This window comes from Desmonostoc muscorum LEGE 12446, assembly GCF_015207005.2.
Taxonomy (GTDB): domain Bacteria; phylum Cyanobacteriota; class Cyanobacteriia; order Cyanobacteriales; family Nostocaceae; genus Nostoc; species Nostoc muscorum.
Genome location: NZ_JADEXS020000002.1, coordinates 493,764 through 511,290 on the forward strand (window position 1 = coordinate 493,764; position 17,527 = coordinate 511,290).

Consider the following 17,527-nt stretch of genomic DNA (forward strand, 5'->3'; position numbering starts at 1 on the left):
CTGGCTTTTAAATCACTTCTGCGTTCTCACCGTCAAAACCTGTGGTGGCGTAGAATCTGGAGGATACAAAAAGTCTATCTGTACTTGTCGCTTTTGACTCGCCAACATCTTCAGTGTCACCAATGGTTCGCCCCTTTGTCCCCGACGCTGTACCAAATGCACATAGCGCGTCTTTTCCACGCCATTATCATCGATGTAACGCACCCGCACCGTTCCCCGAAAGAATATTTGTTCTACACCTGGTTTTAAAAACAGCAATCTATCTGTTCCCCCTTCATCCTTCACAGGAGTCTGTATTGACACAGTTATAGTTTGGGTTTCACTCGTAATATTTCTTAGAGGCAAAGTTAGATTGTACTCAACACCATAATTACTGTGAGCAAAGTAGGCCGTATCAGGATAACGTTTTAACATTGCTGCACTTTGAATTTGTCCAGTGCTAAGAGTAATTAAATGTACAGTTCCCAAAGGATAAGAAAACGCCTTTCCAGGTTTGGGTATTGTTAAGTCGGAAGTATTGGGATTGTCGGTAATCTGTGTTTTCCATTGCGTTCCTTGGGATACACCCGCGACGCGACTAAATACCGTTGGTTCTCTAGGAGGGTCAAGAAGTGTTGGAATGGGGTCACGCTTTCCTGCTAAATTACCTGTATTCAAAAGCTCTTGCCACTCGGCTAAGGTGGGTGAAATATTACTATTTTTGGCTAAATTTGCGATATAAACTGGACTACTACTTGTCAAGCGCATCATCGTAGTGCGACCATTAGAAGAAGGAGCCTTTACCGGAATTGGTAAATTTGCTAGAATTTGAGTTTCTTTTGGTTCTATCACCACCTTTTGGGGAAAAAGCTCTTGCCGAACTCCCCGCAGTACATCATTCATTGTGCGATCGCCTGGGCCAGAGTAAACTGTACCTTGGGGATTTTCAACCATATCAGCTAAAGCAATAAACTGTGCTTCTTTGGTAAGGTAACTAGCTGCTTGTAATACTTGCAGTGTGACAGGTTCATTTCCCGGATTATGTACAATTATCCCTTGGTATACAGTGCGGCTTTGGGCTGATGTTTCTGCCCTGGCGATATGATGAGCAAATATGTCAAATCGACCTTCAAAGGGATAATTTAAATGTGCTTCATGTACTTGTTTCCCATCTGGGGGGAAAGTTGATAGTAAAATTCCTTCAGTTGTCACCAGTTCAGGACTATTGCTGTTGAAGGTGGGAATAATATCAAGTTTTCCTGGTAAAGGACGTATTTCTTGGCTGTCTACTTCGACTCCAGCAATATATTGTGGGGGAACCGTGTAAATATTTAGCGCCCGACACATTAAAGCCGCAACTTCCCCTCTGGTCGCGCTTTGTAGTGGTTTTAGCTGTTTGACATTGGGATAATTGACAACAATACTATTAATTGTGGCTGATGCGAGCGCATTTTGGGCATAGTTAGGTATTTCCCCAGCATCGTTAAAATATTGTTGTAATGTCTGCATTGGGTTAGGTAAAGGGCTGTAATTTTTCCCCCCAGCTACAACACCAATGATTTGGGCACGAGGAATTGGTTGGTTTGGCTGGAAAATACCACCAGGATAACCAGAAAAAAATCCTTTTTGGTAAGCGGTAGAAATTGCTTTATTTGCCCAATAATCAGCAGGTACATCTTTAAAAGACACAGATGTGCGTTTCACTGGTGAATCAGGAAAAGCATTTAGCATTAACACTGCTGCTTGGGCGCGTGTCACTGTTGTTTCTGGGCGAAAACTACCATCAGGGTAGCCTGTAATTAGTTTACGCTCTTTTAGTTGTTGGATACAATGTTTTGCCCAATAGCTTTCGGTGTCAGAAAAAGCTAGGGCGTTGGGGATTGATAGAGTTAAGAGAAATACGACTAATAAAGTTTTTTTCAAAAGCATTAATAAACAAATTATAATTAACAAAAACCAGAAAGCTAATACATCATCTCCCAATATTTATATCTACGTTGCTACTCTTATTGTGTAATCTTGTAATTTGTAGCCTTTAGCTGACGAATTACACTTTTATCTCCCAAACTTTAACAGATTTGTCACCACTACCGCTATATAAAATTTTGCCATCACTACTTATTGCCAGTCCATAAATTCCACCTGCGTGTCCGGTAAGCTCCATGACTGATTTCCCTGTTTTGATGTCGCGTAATATGATTTCTCTGCCTAAACCACCAGCAATAAATGTCTTACTATCGGGACTTATAATTAACGCATCGATACTCGTACCCAACGAAAAATCATGAACTAGCTTTCCTGCTTTCAAGTCCCAAGCTTTGAAACCTTTACCATCTGTGCTTCTGACTCCACCAGATTGAAAGCTATCGTCATGTCCACCACACAAAAGCATTCTTCCATCGTTACTAACAGCAAGCGTAATTGGGGCTGATGCTCTCTCCAAACCGTTTATCAGGTCTTCTTTTTTGGGCAGTGGTGGGGTCAAGCTGCCTATTTGTTTACCTGTTACCAGATTCCAAACCCGAATTCTTCCCCCATTTTCACCTCCACTTAAGAGGGTTTTACCATCAGGAGTAATTGCAAGCGCTGTTGTTTCTGCTTTGAGTATCCGGTCGATTTTTCGAGTTTTGAGATTCCGAAATTTGATAGTGTTATCGCCGCTACCACTGATTAAAGTTTGTCCGTCTAGGGTCAGCAACATTGCTTTCACCCCTGTTTTCTCTGAAATCGTGCGAACTTCTGAGCCTGTTTGCATATTCCAAAATTTGATAGTGTTATCAAAACTAGTACTAATTAAAGTTTGTTCATCTGGAGTAATCACTATTGATTTAATACGCTCACGGTGTCCAGTTAAAGTGTGAAGCAATACACCTGTAGTAGTCTGCCAAAGTTTGATTGTTTTATCATCGCTACCACTAGCAAGAATTTGACCACTAGGAGAAAGGGCTAATGCACGCACAGGTGCAGTATGTCCTGATAAAGTTAGTTTCAACCGCTTTGGTTGTTCAGTATTTGTGGGAGTATTAAGTGTATTTGCTATAACCGGAACATTAGCAATCATACTAAAGGGTATAGGCAGGAAAAAACTAAGTAATGTTAAGGTTTTAAATAAGATGAGTGATTTCATAGTGATATTGTTCAAACTGTAAGTCCTGCCAGCTACTAAAACTTGCTTTTCTTAGGCAATCAAAACTGACTCCAGCATAATTCTTCATCCTTAGTTTGTCATTTTTACAATTGATTTGATAATCGACTACATTTTACAAGCTAGGTATAAAGGTAAATTCAGTCGCTGCATTCCTATCCAAACCAACCAACTGACGAATGAACAACTTCAGGCTGAGCTTTTTCCCGTAGACTTCCTCAAATCGCTCTCGGCTTTCGACGGCTTCGGCATTGAACAGCAATTCTTCTAATACCAATTTAATATGAAGCTGCATAGAATAAAGCTTCCAGGATAAAGTTGTAAGAAGAGACGGAAATTACCTGCTCAAGTGTAAGTTGATCAAATATTTCTTGGATGCGATCGCGTAAAGTTTGTAAAGAAGAGAAAAGCTGATTTTTGAGTGGTTTCTTGAGGAGCTGCCAAAGCCTTTCAATGGGATTGAGTTCAGGGGCTGAAGGTGGCTGAAACAGAGGAATAATAAACTCTTGCCAACGAATCGCTGAACTTGTATGAGCAGGTGCTTGGTCAACCTGTAAAATAGCGTAATCCCCACCTAATTGTTGAGATAGCCAGTCCAAAAACTGTTGAAAACACTCGCCATTCAATTTCGGATACTCGTAATGTTGTGATCGCAAGTCTTTGGTTCAATCGCACCATAAATCCAAAAATTTTCCCGTGGCCATTTCACCTCAACAGTAGGCTTGACTCCAGAGGCAGTAATCACTTTTCCTGTGAGAGTTTTCAGTCCCACCCTCGTTTCATCCTGGCACAAGTAGCGAACACACTTGCCAGGTGCTAGATGTTCTTCTAGACAATTAAGAATGATTCCAAGTTTTTTTTAAATTCAGATACCAATTTCTCGTCTTGCTTATGGCTTTGAGGGCGAGGCACTTTTAGTTTTGCTCCTAATCGATATCGAACCCACGCATAAACCGTTGCATACTCTATATCTTGTCCATGTTCTTGTTTCAACCACTCAACTATTGCACCATAGCTACTAAAGCCTTTTCCTGTTTTTAACTCTTCCTCCAGTGCTGCGATCGCTGCGTCATGAATTTTGCGTTTTGCTCCTGGAGCTTTTTTCATTTCCAGTAATTCATATAGCCCGCCTGCTCTATACTTTTGCAACCACCTTGTTACAGTTGAGGTATCTTTCGCCAAGCGTTTTCCAATTTCTTGCTGCTCCTTAACCTGTCCGCTTTTTATCCACCACAGCATAATAAGTTTTTCTTTCTGGTTTCCTAAGTTAGCTGTTTGTAGACGAATTCAGGAGTCAGAATTAAGACGCTCGCGGACTCGCTAACGCTTCGCTATCAGTCGGGGATTCAGACCCGCGACTGAATTGTTGCACCACCAAATCTACGATTTAGTGGGGGTTTTAAACCCTATTATTCAGACGCTCGAGTACTCGCTAACGCTGCGCTATCCGCTTTTTCGGTCAGAATACCCAACTGAATTCTGACTCCTGACTCCTGAATTCTGTTCGATAAATTCACAACTGCTTAAATAACTAAAATTCGACGAGTGCAGTTCCTCCCATAACACCAAGGGGGAACGTACTCGATTGCTTTTTCGGTAGCGTGATTCTCTTATAGCATGAACCGCTTTGACAACATGAAAAAGAGAGCGGAGCTTCAACAAGATATACCAATGCTCAAAGCTTATGATGGCCAATTCTTAATTGATGCCCTATCTACTTTTTTAGAAGAGAATTCTGGTAAAGTTTTCAGCGTTTCAGAAGTGTTCGCTGGAATTTATGGAGAACTCAATGCGGCTGATATTAGAGAGATCAAGAATAAAATTTTGAATGAATTATCGCGGGGTCATCGTACCGGGCGATTCCATAGAGTTCCTGAGCAAATTGGATTTTATACCTGGGACTACGATTTAGTTAACAATGGCTGATAATTTTTAGCTTTACCGCTACTCCAGTTCAGAAGGCACTTATGCAGGAGGCAGAAGGTTCAATGTTTTGTAGGGGATTCAATACCGTACTTAATTGGGGCCACAAAACAAGAAAATTTGGTGTTCTTGTCTTAAACCGCAAGTTCGATGATTATCACGGGCAGAAGGCAGAAAACATTATTCCAACTGAGCCTCCTGCATAAGTGCCTTTCTTGATAAAGTAAAATGGCACATCAAGTTGGGATAATCTCTTTTAGTCGTAAATATTTTTACCCCTGACCAAGATGCCAGCGCCTTTAAAAGTTGACCTGTCACCAATAGAAGATCAAGCCCTACTAGCACTCACTCAAGCAAAAGGTATACCACCAAGAACTCAAAGTCGTGCCACTGTACTACGATTATCAGCCGCTGGATGGACAGTGCTAAAGATCGCACAATACTTAAAATGGCATCCACAGACTGTACGCGACACAATTCATCGCTGGTACTGGGGCAAACTCGATAGTTTGTGGGATTGTTCGCGTCCGGGTCGCCGTCGCCGATGGCATAACCCAAATATGAAGTCTTTGCTTGAGTTCAAAATATCTTTATTTAGCTATCAACTTATTTTTATTTTATTTTCTTACATCTGTTACATCTATTTAATGCTATTTCTCCAAAGTCATGGCATTTCTACTACTGATGCAGTCAAAATTTACAGGCAGTACAAGGATGAAGCACTCGCTACTCTCACCAGCAATCCCTACCAGTTAGCTGCTGACATCTACGGTATTGGTTTTCTGAGAACTGATAAAATTGCCTTTAATTTAGGAGTTGCGCCTGATAGTCAGTTCCGTTACCGTGCTGGTTTAATTCATGTTTTGAACGAAGCTGCTGCCGATGGGCATTGCTATTTACCCCAGCCAAAACTCATTGAGAATGTGATCAAACTGCTGACTACAGCAGATCACACACCCGAAGAAAATGCGCTCGCTGATATTATCAAAGATATGGCACGAAAGGATGACTTAATCCGCGAGAAAAGCAAAGACCAAACGCTGCTATGTTATCTACCAACGTACTTTCACACCGAACAGAACCTTGCTCAATTAATACAATCTAGATTTTGCCAACCAGTTGCACAAGATATGCCTCGTGTTCGCGCCTGGATTGAGCGCTTCACCAAGAGTCATAAAATCAAACTTTCACCACAGCAACGGCTAGCGGTAGAAATGGCTGCATATTCAAGGGTAATGATTCTTACTGGTGGCCCCGGTTGCGGTAAAACTTTCACCACCCAGACCATAGTCTCTCTGTGGAAAGCAATGGGCAAATCTATCGCCTTAGCTGCGCCAACTGGACGCGCTGCTCAACGCCTGAGTGAAATCACACAACTCGAAGCCAAGACGATACCCTGCTTGTTGGAATTTGACCCAAAGACAATGGGCTTCTTACGCGATAATCAAAACCCTTTACCCCATACCGCAATTGTCGCGCTAGAAGCTAGTATGCTTGATTTGTTTCTGGCATCTTCTTTGGTAAAGGCGATACAATACGGTTCCCAACTACTGCTAGTGGGTGACATTGACCAGTTACCCTCTGTCGGTCCCGGTCAAATCCTTGCTGACTTGATTAATTCTGGTCACGTTCCGGTGGTGCGGTTGACCAAGGTATTTAGGCAAGCCCAACAGAGCGCAATTATCACCGCTGCTCACCAAATTAACCGAAGCCAGTTTCCCACTATTGAACCGATTTCCGATAATCCCGTGTCTGAGTGTCTGTGGCACGGCGGCGGTCATCACCCCAAACATGGTGTTAAAGCAATATCCGAAATCATTACAGACTTGATTCCCCGCCTGGGTTACAATCCGGCTACTGACGTGCAAGTGCTTTGCCCCATGTCGCGGGGTTTGCTTGGGACTCGTAACCTCAATACCGTATTGCAGCAGTTGATTAATCCGCCCAGTCCCGACAAAGTAGAGATTACCAGTGGCGGGAATTTATTACGAGAAGGCGATCGGATCATTCAACTGACTAATGATTATAATCACGAAATTTTTAATGGCGACTTCGGAATTATCAAGACCATTGATCTTCAAGAGATGGAAGTTACTGTACAGTATCGTAAGCATACTGTCGTTAGGACCAGAGCAGACTTAAATCAAATTGCCCTCGCCTGGAGCCTCACCATTCATCAAAGCCACGGTTCAGAATATCCGGTAGTAATTCTGCCAATCTATACGCAGCCTTATATGATGTTGTCTCGTAAACAGTTTTACACAGCATTAACTTGTGCCAAGCAGTTAGCGATTGTCGTTGGTTCCAAGAAAGCGATATCCAAGGCTTTGCGTTCTACTGACGGCCAACTGCGATATACGCGATTACAGCAGCGGTTGGAAAGCGCTTTTTTGCAACCGACGATTGCAATTTAGAAATGTTCAACTTAACAATTTCACCCCGCTTGCGGTTGTTGCTCTCAATCAAGAGTGAGAAAAGAAGTAGCTAGTAGTCTGCCAAGGGAATTTTGCGTGGTGGCGGGCAGAGGTGCGGAGGGGCAGGGGGGAAAGAACTTGTATAAATCTCTCCTCTGCTCCCCTGCACAAGCGCCGACCTCCACCCAGCAATTTTGGGTTGGCGAACTACTAGCTGTGCTTTCGCCCACAATTCCACTCGGTTTGTACCTTTTCCTGCTGCCTCGTAATCGACGGCGGGGCATTTCATTACTGGTAAGTGCCAAGGCACTTCTTGAGAAACTACTTCTCTAGCTCCCGTTTGCGGTTCTATAAAAAAAGTGTCTTAAACACAAAGCAAAGCAATCAAACCACTATCAAAAAATAAACTAAAAATGACTCTATAGTTTTATGGCGTGATAGCGCTTAAAAAGCAGTACACTGCGGCGTAAATAAACTTTGGAGTCCGCTCTTTGACCTTTTATATCATTTATTAACTATAAAGTCATTTTTAGTTTATTTTTTTCACCTACTTTTAGGCTTTTCAAAATAAATACCCTGCTGAACAATTGCATAACAGTATTGTGTTTGTCACGCTCCTCAGTATTAGAGGTGTACTATACGCAAAAATCGAGAAATTTTCAGTCGCTTGAGGGGGAGTTGAAACGCCCATTTTAAAGGACAATAAAAATCAGACACTATAAAACCAGACGAAACTGTGATTGTGTCTGATTTTTAAGGGAGTAATAAAAATGACCCTCTCTCTTGTCCACATAACAGCGCATAGAAAGGCGATCGCTTCCTTGCCAGTGGCACAGGCGGAGGCGAAGTTGATTGCGCTGTGGTTGGAGGGAAAAGCAGAGTCATCTATCATCTCTTACCGACGCTACATTAGGCGATTTCTGGAATTTTTGGACAAACCCCTCAAAAAAGTGACTTATGAAGACTTGGTAGAATACGCCGCTGACTTTAGGGGCAATGCCCAAAGTACAAAGCGGATATACATTGCCGCAGCTAAAAGCTTGATTAGTTTCGCTCATAAAATTGGATATCTCCCTTTTAATGTGGGTATGGCGCTAAAACTCGGTGAACTGCCGGATGTAATCAACGAACGCTATCTCGATGAAGCTGATATTAAATTGTTGGTACGGGCAGCAAGTAAGCATTTAGCTGATGCGAAAACTCCTAAGCGACAGTACACAGCCCTACGTAATTTGTTAATTATCAAACTCCTGTATCAGGCAGGGTTACGGGCAAGTGAAATCTGTGATCTGACTTGGGGAGATTTGACACCCCGTGGCGACAGTGGTCAGGTGTATGTTCGTAAAGCCAAGGGCAGCAAAAATCGCACAATTCTCATTAAGCCGAAGCTGTGGGCGGAACTAATGGAGTTCAAAGGTCAAGCTTTACCAAAAGACGCAGTTTTCCGAAGTCAAAAAGGGGGACATCTCGACCGTCAAAACTTGCACCCGATTGTCAAAGCAATTGCACAAGAAGCTGGATTAAGCGAACTGGTTTCTGCTCACTGGTTACGTCATGCCCACGGTTCTCACGCCATTGAACGCGGGACTAATCCAGTGCTGGTGAAAGAAACTTTGGGTCATGCCAATTTAGCCATCACCGATCGCTATCTCAAGGCTAGACCGAATGACAGTAGCGCTTTGAACTTGATGGATCTTTGACATTTACACAAACTCTAAGATTTTAACCAGTGAGAATGCAGCACAAATAAGAACCAGTGGCATCGATTGCTACTGGAAACTAAGCAGAAAAACTGCTTTCAAATGCCAAAGGGATTTTTCCCTAGCCAGCCCCCTCCATAGGCAACACTTCTTCCAAGAGCCATTCATAAAATTCAGGAACTTGAGATTCCACAAGTCGCAGTTCATTTGCCGCGATCACTTCAAGTTCCAGTACTGTCTCCCAGCGCAAATCACTCTGCCATCGCTTGAGAATGCCTTTAATTGCGTCCACTCCACGAGAAATGCCAGAGCGAAGTATTTCTACGCAGTGGAGTAGCGTAATGCGATCGGTCGGAGGCGACTCAAATTCGGTAGTATCCTCCCCTTGGCAATGGGAGTTCCCTATAGCATCAAGGGGGGGTGTGGATACGGGCTGCTGATTGGGGTTTACACTATACGCAGCAGGGGTTTGAGCAGCATAATAGGTTCGATTTTCTTTTTGATTACGCTTTTCCACGCGATGAGCAATTACATGCATTGCAAATTCTAATTCCTCTTTAGATAAAGAAAAAAGTTTCACCTGTTGCCCCCGTTTACCTTGCTTGCGGAAAGTCAGTTTTAGCCCCAGCTGCTCTAGCATTGTGGCCAGCAACCAAATAGGTTTACAGTCACTGGGAATAGTAAACCCAAGAATTGCTTTGACGTGAGCAGCACAATGTATAGCGATCGCTGTCATATTAACTAATTGAGTATCCGAGGCAGTAACTTCATCACCCCTTACTAAACGTTTAAGAATCTGATGCAGTCCCAGGTTAAATCTAGCCAGCCACCGTGCCGAGTAATTACCCCAGTCAATGCATAAAGGTAGATTGTCGCGTTCGGTGCGGTCTTTTTGGGTGACAATTGTTGGTGGGGTAGGATAACTTTGCCCAGTTTTGGGGTCAGTAAACGATTCTTCGGGTGGGGCTAAAATGGCCTCAAGTCCAGCGATCGCTCTAATTAATCGACCACCTTTATCCATTTCTACGAGTGATTCGGTTACTTCGATGCCGTAAGAATCAGAAATGCGGAATTTTTCACATTCAAAAATTTCATTAGGGTCAAGGTAATCTTTACTCTGACGGGCACGGTACTCGCTCAAAGTAATATTCTTAGCCTTGGCAACAGCCGAATTGTGGGCACTATCCAAAGCTTGTGCTGCTGCTTTTAGACTTTCAAGAGATTGAGGATCTGAATCACTGCCCACATATATAAATGTATTGCCCATTTCTGTGAGAAGCGATCGCAAATCATCACGCAGATTATTGAGAGAATAGTGGCGGTTGCCAAGAATTTGGCAATAAGCCTCAAGCGCCCAATCTTTCTCTGCGCCCCGCTTGCCTGTTTGACGGTCAATCCGCAACAAAAAAGCGGTCATTTCATTGGTTTGGAGCAAGCGTTCTTTAATCTTGGTAGCATTGGTATCTTTGTAACCAAAGGGAGGACGCGGGGCCACCCAAATATGAAACGGCACTTTTGGACGATAGCGGTACAGTTGCTGGGCACATTCGGTAGCGGTTTGGGAAACGCCGTGAAAGACACCAAACACGCTATCAAAATGATACTCCGAAATATCGACACCAGTACCGAGACTGGGAGAGGTGAACAAAGCATCGAAGTTTTTGACGGCGTTGGTGATATCTTTGATGAAAGCGACATTCTCATCACTTCCAGAATTGTCTGAATGAATAGACCAAATGCGCCATGAAGCCCTACGGGCTGGGCAAGGGGTAAGGGGTAAGGGGGAAAGCGTGGAGGAATCTGTTAATTCTTCCTTTTCCCCTTCCCCTTTAACATGCACCCCTACCTTTTCGTACTTAATAGTAAAAGACTTGTCGAGTTTTTTGATGAAACGCTTACTGTCGCTGGCAACCATGATTTTTTGCCCAAGCATCAGTGCTGCCGAAATCTGGGCAACTAGGGCGCTAGAATTGGTTGAGTCGATGGGGGATATTATTCCCCGCACCTCTCAGTTAGATCCGTGCGTACCCGTTTCCGTGTACACGGCTCCCGATGTTCTCAGCTTTCGCTTTTGCTCATGTGCTTGTAATCGTGGCAACTCTCGTGAATTGCTTCCAGATTATTTTTCTTCCAGTTGGCGTGATTTTCGTCGATGTGATGCAGATGAATCCGTTCCTCATCGATGAACTTTAAGCCGCAAGAGGCACATCTATGGTTTTGCTTCTTAAGAGCAAAAGAAGTTTCGCCGTCATAGAGCTTACTTTTGCGTTCGCTCCAGTAGGCTGTATCTCCGTCATAGGGGGATTTTGTTCCTTTAACCATGACGTGGCTACTTTCGGAGTAGGAAACTGCTGGGAATGCTTTGTCTAGTAATTTCTTGCTAGCGTAGCGATTTTTCTTGGCTTCCTTGTTGAATACCGTATAAGCTCTTTTTTTGATGTGGTATAACGAGTTTCTAGACCCGTCCATCTTGCAGAACTTATGGTAATTTCTCCAACCTCTTACTACCGGGGCTAATTTCTCAGCCTTTGTGGTAGCACCATAATTCGAGTTGTTGACGATGTGTTTTACTTTCTTACGGAATGCTTTGAAGTTGTCCACTGAGGGAATGCTTCTAAACTTTCCGTTTTTCTGGACTTTAAAGTGCCAGCCGAGGAAATCAAACCCATCTGTCGCGGCGGTAACTTTGGTTTTCTTTTGGCTTACATTCATTCCGCGTTTGCGGAGGAACTCGCTGATTTTCTCAAGTATCTCTATCGCATTATCTTCGGGTCGGAGTATAATAACCATGTCATCCGCGTATCGGATTGATGGCTCGTTGATTTGCCCGTTGGCTCTGTATCTGTGGATACTTTCAACCCCGTTGAGTGCGATGTTTGCTAATAGTGGGCTGACTACTCCCCCTTGAGGTGTACCCTGTTCGGGGAATTCTGGGTTTACTCCTGCCTTGAGGCATCGGTATATTCCGAGTTTTAAGCCTTTGGGGGCGATGAGTTCGTCCATTATTGCTGAGTGGTTAATCCTATCGAAGCATTTTTCGATATCGAGTTCTATAACTCGTTTCTCTGTTCCATTGCAGGAAGAGCGTAGGTTATTGTAGATGTACCGTTGTGCATCGTGAGCAGAGCGCCCTGTTCTGAACCCGTAGCTCCTGGCGTGGAAAGTGGCTTCGTGTGCTGGTTCTAGTGCATATTTTGCAAGGCATTGCCAAGCTCTATCCGCTATGGTTGGTATTTTAAGCATTCTGGTAGTCCCGTCCTTTTTGGGGATGGGGATTTCCCTTAGTCCTTGATGCTTCCAATTTCCACTATTCATTTTCAGTAATTCTTCAAGGTTGAAGCGTTCCTCAAATGACAGGGATTTCTTACCATCAATACCCGCCGTTTTTTTACCAGCGTTTAGCTGAGATACAAGTCTAATTGCAAGAAATCGAGCCGAGGTGGATTTAAAAATAAGCTTTTGGAGAAACCTAGCTTTCCGTTTGTCTCCAACTTGAACCGCTTTAAATACGCGCTTTTGAAGGCGGAAAAGATTTCGGCGGAATTTCTTCCACGGTAAGGCTTTCCAAGATTCACTAGTATGTCTACTGTGTCTAATCATTTTCTCTTCTAGAGTTTGTATTTTCTGAACACCTCAGACCAATTACGGTCTGTCCTACCCGAATTGTGAGAGTTCCGCTTCTCGTCTAGCCTACTTGGGGAACGAAAGCCCCAGGACTCACAAATCGTTTTTATTCGTTCCCTCGGAGAGATTGATTGTTCCGTTAGATGTAGCCAATTTGACCGTTGGATTCCCTAGACTCTTGCCGTTATTGGCGATATTACGGCGGGAATTGGCTCCAACGAAGTCAGGGATTTTAGTGTTGCGCCCTGCTCTACGATGGGTCACTTTTTGAGGCTCTGTTTCATCATAGGAACTCCCTATTAGCGCCAGTGTCAACCCGCAACGGTCGTCTGATTGCGCCCTGTTCCCAGCTTCACTCTACAAGAACCGAGCTTGTTCGGTGTGGGCAGATAAGGAGTCAATTCTGAGTCTGAATGGCAAGGCTTACACTTGCATCTGACCGAGAGTTCAGCCTTTAGTGACAGTAATCTGCTGTCGGGCTGGCTTAGTTATGTGCGGACTGACTACCGTGATTCACTAAGCAACGAATCGCACATCCCCCTCGTACCAATAAATTGTGCGCGAAGCGTTTCGCCACTCGTTTTTAATGATGTAAGGTACTTCACCTTTTGGTCGCATTGCAAGAAAGAAGTCTACCGTTAAATCATCCATGTGTGCATCAGCGATGACGACCAGTGGCGCGCTGTATACTATATATTCCAGTACTTCAAGTATTGCTGCACGGTGTTGTTTGCAAGTATTACTGTGTAGTAGGTGAGTGAGGTATTGGCAGGCTTCATCTATAAATATGCAGCCGTAGGTGAGAGACTGAGTATTCAGCTTATGCAGGCTGTCAATAGTAATACTAAGGGCTTGAGCCTGGGCTAAACCTGTGTAACCCAAGTCTGAATACATCGCCGTCCGCAAGCGAAGGCCAAGATTTTTCAGCAAATTTACGCGATGCCCATTGTTGAGGAACCGCGCGTCGGGGTTTTGGTCACGCCACCAGCGCATAAGTTCAGTTTTACCAGTGCCCATGTCGCTCCACAAAACCACGAGTCCTTTTTCTGGAAAACGGAAGGATTTTTTCGGGGCAGGGGGGCAGGGGTGCAGGGGGGCAGAGGGGAAAGAATTTATACAAAAATTCTCCTCTGCTCCCCTACTCCCCTGCTCCACTACTCCCCTACTCCCCTGCACCTCTGCACCTCTGCACCTCTGCACCTCTGCTCCTCTAATCGAGGGGGTAAACAATTTTTCTTCTGCGATATCATAAAGTGGCGGGACAGATGAACATTTTTCCTCCAGATCCGGAATGCAGAGTGCTTGGGTCAAATATTTAATATTGACTGTGACATCTGGTTTATATTTACTTAGTCCCCATTTCTTAGCCCGATACGAGCGCTGGTAATCGGCAAGTGATTTGGCATCGTCTATAATTGCAGTCAGCAGGGCATTGGCATCAACACCGCGACCAACTACAAAATCATCAACACCTTTTTCTGGCCCCGGCAGTAATGCAACTTCACATAAGCAACCAGCCGATTCGATTGCTTTTGCAGTGCGAACAGTGGCTTGAAACACCGACCATCTGGTTTTAGAAGAAGTTTCGTGGTCAAAAAGAATTATGAACTTGCGTCCTGCCTGAGCCATCGGTACTAAGTCAGGATGCAACCGTTCATCAAAATCTTGTTGGCCCACGCGCCCATTCCAAATTCCAGGGAGTGCGATCGCAACAAACCCCAAAGAGAGCAAGCAAGCGGCTTTCTTCTCACCCTCGCATAAGATAATGGGAATCTCTGGATGCTGCTTTACCCACTCCCAAAATATTAGCGGATTAAGCTTATCCAACAGGCGCAGCGCTAAAAGTGAATGATAGCGCTTGATTAAATAGCGTTTTGCAATCTTTTCCCAAATGGGGTTAGCAACATCAAAGTAGGTAACGCGGTTGGGGGTTTTGGGAGGTGACTCGTATTTAACAGGCTTCCCTTTTTCCCAATCAATGCGCGGGAAGTTGGGCTTAATCCGCCCCCATTCCATTGGGAGCCAATTATTCAACGGGTCAAGAGATTGAATCCATATCCCCCCTAGTAAGAGATGGTCATACTTCTTAACGTATGCATCTGTGACTCGACCGGCATTTTTGCGAGGGATTTTGTCGGAGATGAACAGGTAGTCGTAAATTGATTCTCCTTCGATGTGGAAGAAGCTGCGTGAAATCAACGCGGGATGAATGGCACTACCAACATATAACTCATGGTACTCGGTAGCCAAGAGATTGTTTGGGTAAACAATAGGGTTTAATATCTGCTCAATTGATACCTTGCAATCTGGTTTAGGCTCGTTTGGCTCAAAGTTGCCACACTTAAAAGCATTTTTATTTGTATTCACATTCAATACCAATATTTTCCATCACAATCTGAGCGACATTGCACCTATGCCGCATTCATCAGTCATCAGTTATCAGTCATCAGTCATCACCCGGATTTCTCACCAATGCTCAAAGCCTGTGTTTGTGCAAGGGAGCAGGGGAGCAGAGGAGCAGAGGAGAGTTCAATATGCCTTGTTCTTTCCCCTCCGCCCCTCTGCATTTCAAACTTGTGAGAAATGCGGGATCAGCGATAAGGACGGAGCATTCATTTAAGTTGCATAAAAGGGACTCATGTTAAAGGGGAAAGGGATGATGATTGTCGCGCCACAAGAGGGGCGAGGTTTTTACCTTCCCCATAAAATTTGGATTATTTCGCTTGACTTCGGGCGAGGTTTTTACCTTTCCCCCAAGACCCCCAAGCCTTCTTCATAAAAGCTCCCTCTGTACCGCAGGATCTGAACCCTACGGGTTGTCCTTACAGCGAATCAAGCTGGAAAAATGAATGAAGATCAGCTTAACTGTTAACTGTTAACTGTTAACTGATAACAGTTAAGCTGTTTTTTCGGGCTTTTGTGATTAAATCAGTCTCCTGGGTGGTAAGTTCGGCCCAGTAGTCTGCTTTTATCACCTCGTATTTTTCAGCCACAGCCCAAAACTCCTGCCATGTAAACTCAAGACGAGCAAGTACTTGCCTAATTTCCCTAACCGCCTGGGGTAATAGTTGTAATTGCTCCGTCCTTATTGCTAGCGCTTCTTTAGTGGGTTCACTCCCCAGAATTATCGCTGCCGCCTCGAGAGCTTGGGTATTGTTCATGGCAAGACTTAGGTTTTTCAAAGCCATACCCATGAGGCGCAGACATTCTTGGGCATTATCTTTGGGTGGTTCAAGAGCAAGAGTTCGCAAATCAATGGTTTTTTCTAACGCTTCTTTGACTTGCTTGTTCAAAACTTTGGTAGCCTGTTGCGTCATAGTATTTCCCCATTGTTGAGAAGGACGTTCAATTAGTGCGTGTTCTAATTCCTGGATACGTTGGTGGAGTTGCTGATTCTCAGTCTCCAGTTTCCGTAACCCCTCCATCTCATCTAAACGCTGCTGCAACTGTATGTTTTGCTCTTTTTGCTCCTTGTAGAGATTTTGCAGAGATTGGATTTGCTCACTTACTTGGGCTTCGGCTCTAGCCTGAACTTCTGCTTGTAGCCCAATTCTCAATTCCTGAGAGAGTCGCTCTAACTCAAGTTTGTGTTGCTCTTTGAGTGCCGCTAGAGCTTCGGCATAAACTTTTGGATATCTACGCTCTGGTGACACAATTGCGACATCCAAATCAGTGTTGTTTACCAGCAGCCTTTCACCATCAGCGAAAGTTACAATCTGCTGCGAATTATTCGGAGCCGAAGCCTCAATTACTCCTGATTCTCCATAACGGGGATGTGATGGTGAGGAAATTGTGATGATATTTTTGGGAACCAATGGTTCCTGATTTTTGGGAACCAATGGTTCCTGATGGAATGGCTTTCTTACTCTTGGCATTGGAGCAACAATATTAGCCGCAGCTGCGAAATCTGATTCGCTAGGCTCTGGGTTTGATTCTAAAGCCAGTCTTATCGCAGCAATAAGTTTTTCTGGTTCTTTGGCTAACCTCAAAAGAGGACGGGCTTGGCGCTCATTTTTAATCTCTGACCCCAACTCCCCTGCTGCAACAATAACTTTTGATGCTCCTAAGAGTTGATTTATACGCCGATACCCACCATATACATGCAATTCGCCTTGGCAATATTCTGAGAAGTTTTTGTACCCAGCGATTCTGTACATCCGCTCGTCATGCATGACGCGAATCTGCTCTACTGCTTGCAACTCAAATCGGTCAAGAGCAGCGAAGGTGTCTTTGATACTGCTGTTGAGATCATCGTAATGAAGTGCTCCTAAGCTTTCTTCTCTATCTAGTGTCAGCATATTTCTCTCCTGCCATTATCACTAAAAGAGGTGTTTGAAAAAATTTTTGATGTAGCCTTAACCCGGACACCCTGTTGTATTGGCCTTATGTCATTTTTCACGATATTTTTCCCTGATAACTTGGTTGACAAGCTTCAGAGGGGGTTGCATCAGTTATCAGTCAACAGTTATCAAAGACTCTGACTGGTAACTGTTATTCGCGCTGCTACTGCTTTTAGCTACAAAATTCGGAATCTTTCTTGACCAAATTTAACTTTACAGAAACTTCTGAATTTCGACAGCAAAAATTGCCACACAAAACTGGTGTGTTTGTGCGGCTTCTCGTATAATACAAGAAGCAGCGTGGACTTAATCTCTTTTGACCAGTTAGTGGAATCAAGTCGCCAAACTTTAACTACCACCGCTTTGGTTTTTGTGAGATAACCCCGCTCTGGAGTTATTTAG

Annotated in this window: 11 protein-coding genes and 3 pseudogenes; 3 read left to right on the forward strand and 11 right to left on the reverse strand. The window is 44.0% G+C overall.

Going from position 1 to position 17,527, the window contains the following annotated elements; translation table 11 throughout:
• Positions 1–12: 12 nt before the first annotated feature.
• The 6 genes from IQ276_RS38640 to IQ276_RS38665 form a co-directional block, all read right to left on the reverse strand.
• Complete coding sequence (locus tag IQ276_RS38640) at positions 13–1,908, reverse strand: DUF3370 family protein (RefSeq protein ID WP_193914717.1); 1,896 nt, start codon at positions 1,906–1,908, stop codon at positions 13–15.
• 118 nt (positions 1,909–2,026) lie between these two features.
• Positions 2,027–3,106, reverse strand: a complete 1,080-nt coding sequence (locus IQ276_RS38645) for a WD40 repeat domain-containing protein (RefSeq protein ID WP_228042886.1) — start codon at positions 3,104–3,106, stop codon at positions 2,027–2,029.
• Positions 3,107–3,239: 133 nt separating this feature from the next.
• Positions 3,240–3,419: a hypothetical protein gene (locus IQ276_RS38650; RefSeq protein WP_193914719.1), complete on the reverse strand. Its 180-nt coding sequence runs from the start codon at positions 3,417–3,419 to the stop codon at positions 3,240–3,242.
• Entirely contained in the window at positions 3,403–3,750 is a 348-nt protein-coding gene (locus IQ276_RS38655; RefSeq protein ID WP_235115477.1) for a transposase, read from the reverse strand. The genes IQ276_RS38650 and IQ276_RS38655 overlap by 17 nt, the downstream gene beginning before the upstream one ends.
• Positions 3,747–3,896, reverse strand: a complete 150-nt coding sequence (locus IQ276_RS38660) for a hypothetical protein (RefSeq protein WP_235115476.1) — start codon at positions 3,894–3,896, stop codon at positions 3,747–3,749. The genes IQ276_RS38655 and IQ276_RS38660 overlap by 4 nt, the downstream gene beginning before the upstream one ends.
• 56 nt (positions 3,897–3,952) lie before the next feature.
• Positions 3,953–4,363 (reverse strand): helix-turn-helix domain-containing protein, encoded by a 411-nt coding sequence (locus IQ276_RS38665; RefSeq protein ID WP_235116492.1) that lies wholly within the window; start codon positions 4,361–4,363, stop codon positions 3,953–3,955.
• A 426-nt stretch (positions 4,364–4,789) separates the two neighbouring features.
• On the opposite strand from IQ276_RS38665, the pseudogene IQ276_RS38670 reads away from it, so the two are divergent.
• The 3 genes and pseudogenes from IQ276_RS38670 to IQ276_RS38680 form a co-directional block, all read left to right on the forward strand.
• A pseudogene (locus IQ276_RS38670) lies at positions 4,790–5,050 on the forward strand (hypothetical protein); the annotation flags it as partial.
• 284 nt (positions 5,051–5,334) lie between these two features.
• Entirely contained in the window at positions 5,335–7,461 is a 2,127-nt protein-coding gene (gene recD2 / locus IQ276_RS38675) for an SF1B family DNA helicase RecD2 (protein ID WP_193921237.1), read from the forward strand.
• Positions 7,462–8,231: 770 nt separating this feature from the next.
• Complete coding sequence (locus IQ276_RS38680; RefSeq protein ID WP_193921239.1) at positions 8,232–9,161, forward strand: tyrosine-type recombinase/integrase; 930 nt, start codon at positions 8,232–8,234, stop codon at positions 9,159–9,161.
• A 121-nt stretch (positions 9,162–9,282) separates the two neighbouring features.
• Here IQ276_RS38680 and IQ276_RS38685 read toward each other — a convergent pair.
• The 5 genes and pseudogenes from IQ276_RS38685 to IQ276_RS38705 form a co-directional block, all read right to left on the reverse strand.
• Positions 9,283–11,142 (reverse strand): annotated as a pseudogene (locus tag IQ276_RS38685) (bifunctional DNA primase/helicase); the annotation flags it as partial.
• 77 nt (positions 11,143–11,219) lie between these two features.
• Positions 11,220–12,761 carry a group II intron reverse transcriptase/maturase gene (locus tag IQ276_RS38690; protein ID WP_193925511.1) on the reverse strand — a complete coding sequence of 514 codons (1,542 nt, stop codon included), beginning with the start codon at positions 12,759–12,761 and terminating at the stop codon, positions 11,220–11,222.
• A gap of 117 nt (positions 12,762–12,878) precedes the next feature.
• On the reverse strand, positions 12,879–13,049 hold the full coding sequence (locus IQ276_RS38695) for a hypothetical protein (protein ID WP_221706943.1): 171 nt from the start codon (positions 13,047–13,049) through the stop codon (positions 12,879–12,881).
• Between the two features lie 270 nt (positions 13,050–13,319).
• A pseudogene (locus tag IQ276_RS38700) lies at positions 13,320–14,801 on the reverse strand (DUF3854 domain-containing protein); the annotation flags it as partial.
• Positions 14,802–15,667: 866 nt separating this feature from the next.
• A complete protein-coding gene (locus IQ276_RS38705) occupies positions 15,668–17,083 on the reverse strand; it encodes a hypothetical protein (RefSeq protein ID WP_193919714.1) in 1,416 nt (471 codons plus the stop codon).
• Between the last annotated feature and the right edge of the window lie 444 nt (positions 17,084–17,527).

What these genes read in the sequence shown, in the direction of transcription:
- IQ276_RS38680 (WP_193921239.1), top strand. Translation starts at nt 8,232, where the DNA reads ATGACCCTCTCTCTTGTCCACATAACAGCGCATAGAAAGGCGATCGCT.
- IQ276_RS38665 (WP_235116492.1), bottom strand. Translation starts at nt 4,363, where the DNA reads ATGCTGTGGTGGATAAAAAGCGGACAGGTTAAGGAGCAGCAAGAAATT.
- recD2 (WP_193921237.1), top strand. Translation starts at nt 5,335, where the DNA reads ATGCCAGCGCCTTTAAAAGTTGACCTGTCACCAATAGAAGATCAAGCC.
- IQ276_RS38650 (WP_193914719.1), bottom strand. Translation starts at nt 3,419, where the DNA reads ATGCAGCTTCATATTAAATTGGTATTAGAAGAATTGCTGTTCAATGCC.
- IQ276_RS38690 (WP_193925511.1), bottom strand. Translation starts at nt 12,761, where the DNA reads ATGATTAGACACAGTAGACATACTAGTGAATCTTGGAAAGCCTTACCG.
- IQ276_RS38705 (WP_193919714.1), bottom strand. Translation starts at nt 17,083, where the DNA reads ATGCTGACACTAGATAGAGAAGAAAGCTTAGGAGCACTTCATTACGAT.
- IQ276_RS38640 (WP_193914717.1), bottom strand. Translation starts at nt 1,908, where the DNA reads ATGCTTTTGAAAAAAACTTTATTAGTCGTATTTCTCTTAACTCTATCA.
- IQ276_RS38645 (WP_228042886.1), bottom strand. Translation starts at nt 3,106, where the DNA reads ATGAAATCACTCATCTTATTTAAAACCTTAACATTACTTAGTTTTTTC.